Origin of the sequence: uncultured Parabacteroides sp. (genome assembly GCF_947855115.1) — a bacterium.
Taxonomy (GTDB): Bacteria; Bacteroidota; Bacteroidia; order Bacteroidales; family Tannerellaceae; genus Parabacteroides.
Window position 1 is genome coordinate 103,996 of sequence record NZ_CANTZW010000015.1, and the last position, 6,488, is coordinate 110,483.

Below are 6,488 nucleotides of genomic sequence, written 5' to 3' on the forward strand. Positions count from 1 at the left end.
CATGAAAGTACTCTAATACTATTACTAGAAATATCGCCATACTCCCGGAGAAGTAAGCCAATGCCAACGTAAGCTGGCAACAATATCGCTGTCAATATACAGCCACATTACTTTCACTTACGTAAAAAAGTATTATCTTTGCGCCCGTAAAAAGTAATTTTTCAAATTATGGACGACAGTATCCCGCTAGAAACAAAACAAAGTATGAACTAACGAGGTGGAGGGTTTCATTAGATCCTCCGCTCGGATTAAACACGAAAGGAGGCAATAATGAGACAATTTCTTTATTGTGAGGCCGGTTATGTGGAAAAGAACCAATGGCTTCCTGATAGTTGGATAAACGTAGAGTGTCCGACTCCCGATGATCTCCAATTCCTGATGAATAGATTTAACGTACCCGAATCATTCTTGAGTGATATCGCCGATACGGACGAGCGCCCCCGTATCGAGTACGAAGGAAATTGGCTGCTGACCATCTTACGTATCCCGTTGCAGAGCCAAGATCGCGACATCCCATTCAATACGGTACCGATCGGTATCATCACGAACAATGAGATTATCGTGAGCGTATGTTACCATAAAACGGACTTGATCCCTGATTTCATCCGCTATACCCAGCGGAAAGAACTTCAGGTAAAGAACAAGTACGAGCTGATCCTCCGGCTGATCCACTCGTCGGCCGTATGGTTCCTTAAATACTTGAAGCAAATCAATTACGCCGTTACCGAGGCGGAAAAGGCTTTGGAGAAGAGCATCCGTAACGAAGATTTGCTGGCGTTGATGAAGCTGGAGAAGAGCATGGTCTTTTTCAATACCTCCATCCGCGGCAATGAGGTGATGCTGGCCAAGCTCCAGAATATCTTCCAAGAGCCGGAATATATCGACAAGGACTTGGTGGAGGATGTGGAGATCGAGCTGAAACAGGCCCATAACACGGTAAATATCTATAGCGATATTCTCACGGGTACGATGGACGCTTTCGCCTCTATCATCTCCAACAACGTGAACACGATCATGAAACGTATGACATCGCTTTCCATCATCTTGATGGTACCTACGTTGATCGCTAGTTTCTTCGGAATGAATGTACCGATTTACATGGAGGGGATGCCGCATGGTTTCGTGTTTATCATTTTGCTTTCCATCTTGCTATCCGCTACGGCCTTCCTTATTTTCAGGAAGATTAAATGGTTCTAGGACATAAAAACAGACCGGACGCAGAGGTCACCGTACTTATCGGTTCCGCCTGCGTCCGGCAAACATAAAGGTCAAATATTTATCTCAGCTTACTTATGCGTATCTTCGAGGACATAACGCAAGGTTCCGGCATTCACCAACTCTTCTTGCGAGATGGTGTAGCCTTTTAGTTTTTTATCGCCGGCGAAAACATCCTTGATATAGATCGCTTCCGGATTGCTATGCTTAGACTCGATTACCAACTCGCCCTTCGGATAGAATTTCTTGTCGAGCTGGATCGTAATCTTATCGAAAGTCGGGGAAGTCAGCACATAGTTCACGTCGCCCGGGCAAGCCGGATAGAAGCCCATCATGGAGAAAATAGCCCAAGTAGACATCGTACCTGTATCCTCGTTACCCGGAACACCGTTCGGAGCGTTATGATAGCAATCCTTCAATAACTGGCGAACCAATTTCTGGGTACGCCAAGCCTCTCCCTTGAAATAACTAAACAGATAAGGATAGGCGATATCAGGCTCGTTGGCAGGATCATAATTGCCGTCGTCAAACACTTTCTGCAATTTATTGACGAATTTCTTATCGCCTCCCATCAATTTGGCCAATCCTTTTATATCATGAGGAACGTAGAACGTGTAATTCCACGCATTCCCTTCATGGAAACCGGGGCTAGGCTCAAAGTTCTCGCCTTGTTTCGGATCGAACGGAGAGTAGAAGGTTCCGTCCGGCAAGATAGGACGTAATGTCCCGAACTCCTTGCAATAATAATGCTTGTAACCTAAAGAACGGTCGCGGAATAGCTTGGCATCCTCTTTCTTACCCAAGGCCTGGGCGAAATTAGCCAAGTTCCAATCGGCGATATAATACTCCAACGCATGAGACACGGAGTTATCGTATTGCTCACGTAAAGGAACGTAGCCTTTGCTGAAATAATCGTTAGCGTCCGGGCGAAGCAGATTGAACTCCCCTGGGGTAGTGGCGCCTTTACGCATCGCCTCATAAGCGGTTTCCTCATCAAAGTCACGCAAGCCGCGCATCCACGCGTCTACGATATATGGGATCGAGGGATCGCCTTCCATCGTAAAGGTCTCACGTCCGTAGAGTTCCCATTTCGGCAACCAGCCATTCTCCCGATACATATCCAACATCGTACGGATAATATCCAACTGACGTTCCGGATAAAGCAAGGTCATCAGGGTGCTAACGTTGCGGTATGTATCCCATAAGGAGAAGACCGTATAACGATTTCCGGTGGTATGGCCTACTTTCAGGCTTTCCATCATCGGGTACTCGCCATTTACGTCTTGCAGGATATTCGGATGAATCAGCAAATGGTACATGCCGGTATAGAAGATCGTTTTCTCATCCTTCGTACCCCCTTCTACTTGTACCTTGGAAAGATCCTTGTTCCACATCGCGCTAGCCGCCGTACGGACCTTGTCGAAATCGAAGCCGGGTTGCTCCGTGTTCATGTTCAGGCGGGCATTCTCGATACTCACGTACGAGATACCCATCTTCACCTCGATAGCCTCGCCCTCGTCCGTATCGTAATCGAACCATACACCGATATCGTCTCCGCTCATCTCACGGGTATAACTGGTATATAATTTATATTTTCCGGAGTAGATATCCCACTCAGCCTCTACCCCTTTCATCTCACGTTGTTTCTTCCAATAACCCATCTTCTTCGGGGCTTTGCTTACCTTCATCACGAAATACACCGGGAATACGGCTTGCGGATTGTAGCAGAACGTACCTAAAAGCTTACTACCCTCGATCTCCGTATCACTTACGATACGTACCGTGGCGCCGCTCTCGTTCGTCAAACCCTCGCCCAAGTTCAGGAGGATATGGCTCTCCCCTTTCGGGAAGGTGAAACGGCTCAAGCCCGTGCGCATGCTAGCTGTCGCCTCGGCCTTGATATTATACTTGGTCAGGGTGTTGCTATAATAACCGGGATGGGCCACCTCGTCTTTATACTCACTGCCGTAAGCCTTATAGTCTACGTTCAACTCGCCTGTTGTCGGCATTAATAACAAACTTCCCAGCTCCGGACAGCCTACGCCGCTCAAGCTACCATGGGCAAATCCCGTGAAAAATTTATTGTCGGCAGAATAAGGGGTAGACCACCATTGACTATCCTTGTCAAAACGATTCTTCTCCGACCCCATGACGTTGAAAGGCACTACGCTCATCATACCCTGCGGACAGATCGCTCCGGGATTCGTCGTACCGTAGTTGCTCGTACCGATGAAGGGGTTCACATAATCTACCGGTTGTTGCGCCGTAGCGAACAGGCTACCGCACAGCAAGAAGGTCATTAGCTGTTTCTTCATTTGATAAATGTATTTTAGTTGATAATTAATTGATTCGTTCTTACCAGATCACGATCTCATCCGTGAAGATGAAGCCTTTGTTCACCTCTTTGGCCTTGATACAGACGTAACGGGCTTTCCAATCGCCGTTAAACGTATATTCCTGAAAAGAGAGATCCTTATCCGTATTGGATACCGTAGTAGGGATAATGCCCCGCGAGGTATAGTTCTCCCCGTCTTCTGATGTCAGCAACTCCACCTCTCCCGGCTGGAACACGCCCGGCCCGATCAATTGCATAAAGCGGGACGATACCTTATGGATATCCGTCACCTCGCCCATGTCTACCACGCAATCCAAGTCATTCAAATACCCTTGCCAACGACCGTCCAGATAGGTCAAGCCTCCCCTATACCCGTCTAGTAAAGCATTCATGCCACCGGCCATATAACCACTATACAGCTTACTATTATAATGTATAGGCTTATTGATACCCCGGTGATAATCCACCTTTTTCTCGGTAGGCGTTCCTTGAAGCTGCCCGTCACGGAAGATAGCGGCCTTGATATCGGCAGAGTCTTTCACCACGATCGGGCTGTCATAGACCGGGGAAGAGGCAGTGGGAATAGAGCCGTCTGTCGTGTAACGTATCTCTGCCGGATATTTCTCCGCATCCAACATGACCTTGATCTCTTTCCTCAAGGTATCCACCTCCATTGTTGTCTCAATCTCGTCCGAGAGCGTGAAGGTATTGATACCCATCCGTTGCAGCACAGGGATATTCGCATTCATACGAGGCTTAAAATCCTCCCAACTGCGATCCTCTTGTGGAGTCCATCCTATCTCGGCAACCGCCAAGGCACGGGGGAACATCATATACTCCAGATGCTTCTCATCCTTGATATACTCCGTCCATGTATTGGCCTGTACTCCTAGGATATGCTTGCTTTCTTCCGCGGTCAACGAATCTACGGGAACCGGATTATAACTGTACGCCCGCTTGATCGGTGTATACCCCCCGATGGCATACGGCTGTGTCTTTGGATCTGCTTGATAGAAATCGAAATACATATAACCACCCGGCGTCATGATCACGTCGTGTCCCATACGGGCAGACTTGATCCCACCTTCCTCGCCCCGCCAAGACATGACGGTAGCCTCCGGAGCCAAGCCTCCTTCCAGAATCTCATCCCAACCGATCAATTTGCGGCCTTTGGAGATCAAGAATTCCTCCGCACGGTGAATCATATAGCTTTGTAACTCATCCACGTCCTTCATCCCGTTCCGGCGCATCAAGGCCTGACACTTCGGGCAGGTCTTCCAAGCTCCCTTCCCGGCCTCGTCTCCCCCGATATGGATATATTCGGAAGGAAACAACTCGATCACCTCAGACAATACATCCTCCATGAAGGTAAAGGATTTCTCGTTGCCAATGCAGAAATCCCCTGTCGTATAAGGCTTACCGGTACAACCTAGCTCCGGATATGCCACGAACACCTCGTCCGAATGCCCCGGAAATTCGATCTCCGGTATTATATTAATATGCCGGGCTGTCGCATATTCCACGATCTCACGGATATCCTCCTTCGTAAAGTAGCCCCCATACGCCCCCGGAGTTCCTTCCGGCAAATATTTGCGGTCCTTGCCGTCCCACCATTTCTGCCAATCGGATTCCGTGCGGAAAGCCACGTCTGTGGTCAGTTTCGGGTATTTATCCATCTGGATACGCCAACCTCCGGCATCCGTCAAATGCATATGAAGCGTATTCAATTTATAATAAGACATCACGTTCAATAACTTCATCACCTCCTCTTTCGGGAAGAAATGACGGGAGACATCCAGATGCAAGCCTCGATACGGGAAACGGGGATTATCTTGGATTGATACGCAAGGAATCCCTTTCGGCGTATATAACTGGCGCAACGTTTGTTCCCCATAAAACAATCCGGTTTCAGAAGCGGCTCTCAACTCGATCCCTTTATCGGTCACGTTTAACTCATATCCTTCCGGGTTCCCGTTGCCGAAAGATTCATCGACCACGTAACGGATCATCCCCGATTGCTCATTTCCGAATACGAGATTACTATCTACTTTGAAATAACCGCCAATCACTTCGATATGGGCTGGTTTAGGGATTAAGTTCACCTGCGGAACCTCTTTAGGAGCGCAGGAAAAAAGCAGCAAGGAACAAGCGAGAGCCAGTCCGGTTACTTTCTTGTAAGATCGTTTTGGCAACGTCATAATAGTTATTTTTTAGTTGTGTTATTCTTGGTGCGTAAATATACAACAATAATGGACAATATCAAAAAAGCGGGAAGACTATCGTCTCCCCGCTTCAGAGTTATTTTAAAATGTATATCTTCTAAAATTAACGTCTAGGAATCGCTTCTTTTACAACCATCTGACGACCTTCGTACTCAGCCTGGTTTAATTCATCGATAGCTTTTTGAGCCTCAACGGAGTTAGGCATCTCAGCGAAAGCGAAACCTTTAGAACGCCTAGTGTCACGATCAATAATTAACTTTACTGAATCAACAACACCATACTCTTCCAATACCTGTTGCAAATCAGACTCTCTTACTCGATAATTCAAGTTTCCAATGTAAATATTCATACGAAAAAAATTAAAAATAAATTAATAATAAAACAAGTGATGTTAGTGGAGATCAATTTCTAGAAGAGTATATTATCATTACTGAGAATAGAAACTCAAAGATAAAGAGCAAGACAAACTATCTTTTGTTTGTTGGTACAAAGGAAAGCATTCTTTTTGGATTACCAACTATAAAACCTGATTATTTTCAAAATAATTTACCTCACCCTCATAAAACGACTTACACGAGCCAAGAATCCACCACGTGTGTGAACCACATAAAAAAAGAAGAGAATCCTATAGATCCTCTTCCCTATTTGAAAAAGCCGCACTGTAGATATGAACAAACTCCGTATGACAGGATTTGAGTGCTTTGCCACCTTTGTAA

4 protein-coding genes are annotated in these 6,488 nt (G+C 46.6%); 1 reads left to right on the plus strand and 3 read right to left on the minus strand.

The window, feature by feature from the left end; all coding sequences use genetic code 11:
* Positions 1 to 270 precede the first annotated feature (270 nt).
* Positions 271 to 1,197: a magnesium transporter CorA family protein gene (locus tag Q0110_RS10850; protein WP_297906167.1), complete on the plus strand. Its 927-nt coding sequence runs from the start codon at positions 271 to 273 to the stop codon at positions 1,195 to 1,197.
* Positions 1,198 to 1,286: 89 nt separating this feature from the next.
* On the opposite strand, the gene Q0110_RS10855 is transcribed toward Q0110_RS10850, so the two are convergent.
* From Q0110_RS10855 to Q0110_RS10865, 3 genes are all read right to left on the minus strand, one after another.
* Positions 1,287 to 3,530 (minus strand): GH92 family glycosyl hydrolase, encoded by a 2,244-nt coding sequence (locus Q0110_RS10855; protein ID WP_297906168.1) that lies wholly within the window; start codon positions 3,528 to 3,530, stop codon positions 1,287 to 1,289.
* Between the two features lie 40 nt (positions 3,531 to 3,570).
* Complete coding sequence (locus tag Q0110_RS10860) at positions 3,571 to 5,748, minus strand: family 20 glycosylhydrolase (protein WP_297906169.1); 2,178 nt, start codon at positions 5,746 to 5,748, stop codon at positions 3,571 to 3,573.
* A gap of 127 nt (positions 5,749 to 5,875) precedes the next feature.
* Entirely contained in the window at positions 5,876 to 6,121 is a 246-nt protein-coding gene (locus Q0110_RS10865; protein ID WP_297906170.1) for an RNA-binding protein, read from the minus strand.
* Positions 6,122 to 6,488: the final 367 nt, after the last annotated feature.

Coding starts and splice junctions, on each gene's coding strand:
- Q0110_RS10855 (WP_297906168.1), bottom strand. CDS start 3,530: ATGAAGAAACAGCTAATGACCTTCTTGCTGTGCGGTAGCCTGTTCGCT.
- Q0110_RS10850 (WP_297906167.1), top strand. CDS start 271: ATGAGACAATTTCTTTATTGTGAGGCCGGTTATGTGGAAAAGAACCAA.
- Q0110_RS10865 (WP_297906170.1), bottom strand. CDS start 6,121: ATGAATATTTACATTGGAAACTTGAATTATCGAGTAAGAGAGTCTGAT.
- Q0110_RS10860 (WP_297906169.1), bottom strand. CDS start 5,748: ATGACGTTGCCAAAACGATCTTACAAGAAAGTAACCGGACTGGCTCTC.